Here is an 832-nt window from a genome sequence, read left to right on the forward strand (position 1 = left end):
TTGGTATTGAGCATATATACGCCGGTACCGCGAGCGGACGGGCTGGTAAAGGCATCGGCGTGGATGGACACGAATACGTCGGCATTGCGTGCACGGCCTTTGGCAACGCGTACGCCCAATGGGATAAAGATGTCTTCGTTGCGCGTCATGAATACGTTGTAACCCAAGGCTTCGAGGCGTTTTTTGGTTTCGCGTGCAATGGAGAGTACAACGTTTTTTTCTTTGAGGCCGCTCGGGCCGATTGCGCCGGGGTCTTCGCCACCGTGACCGGGGTCAATCATAATCACGGGACGGCGGTTGCCGCCGCTGCCGCGATTGTTTTTAGGGGCAGGGGTGTCGTATGCGATATTGGTATTCGGACGTTGTTTGGGGACATTGCCGTTGAGCAAGGCCATCATCGGGTCGTTGGCATCTGCGCCGTGCGGATAGAGGTCGATAACCAAGCGGTTTCTGAAGTTGCCGACGGGGGCGAGCGCAAAGACTTGCGGATGGGAGCTTTGTTTGAGGTCGATGACGATACGCACGGTATTGGGCGTATTTTGACCAGCACGAATGCTGCGGATAAAAGGGTCGTTAGACAGCACTTTGCTGGAAATGCCTTGCAGGACGCTGTTGATTTCCGCTCCTTGAATATCTACAACCAACCGGCTGGGGTTGTCCAACATACAATGTTGGTATTTCATCGAGTGGTTGCTCTCAAGGGTAACGCGTGTGTAGGCGTGCGCCGGCCAACTGCGGACGGCAAGGAATTGCGCAGGAGAGGCCGGTTTGGCCAATGCGGCACCAACGGGCGTGAGGGTGAGAAGTAGTCCTGTGCCTTGACGGAGAATGT

The 832-nt window shown here is 55.6% G+C and carries 1 protein-coding gene; it reads right to left on the reverse strand.

The window, feature by feature from the left end:
- Positions 1-830, reverse strand: an 830-nt coding sequence (locus ACTHUM_RS15860) for an N-acetylmuramoyl-L-alanine amidase (RefSeq protein ID WP_440403402.1), incomplete at its 3' end; no start/stop codon positions are given.
- Positions 831-832 lie beyond the last annotated feature (2 nt).

This window comes from Neisseria sp. P0021.S006 (assembly GCF_051956895.1).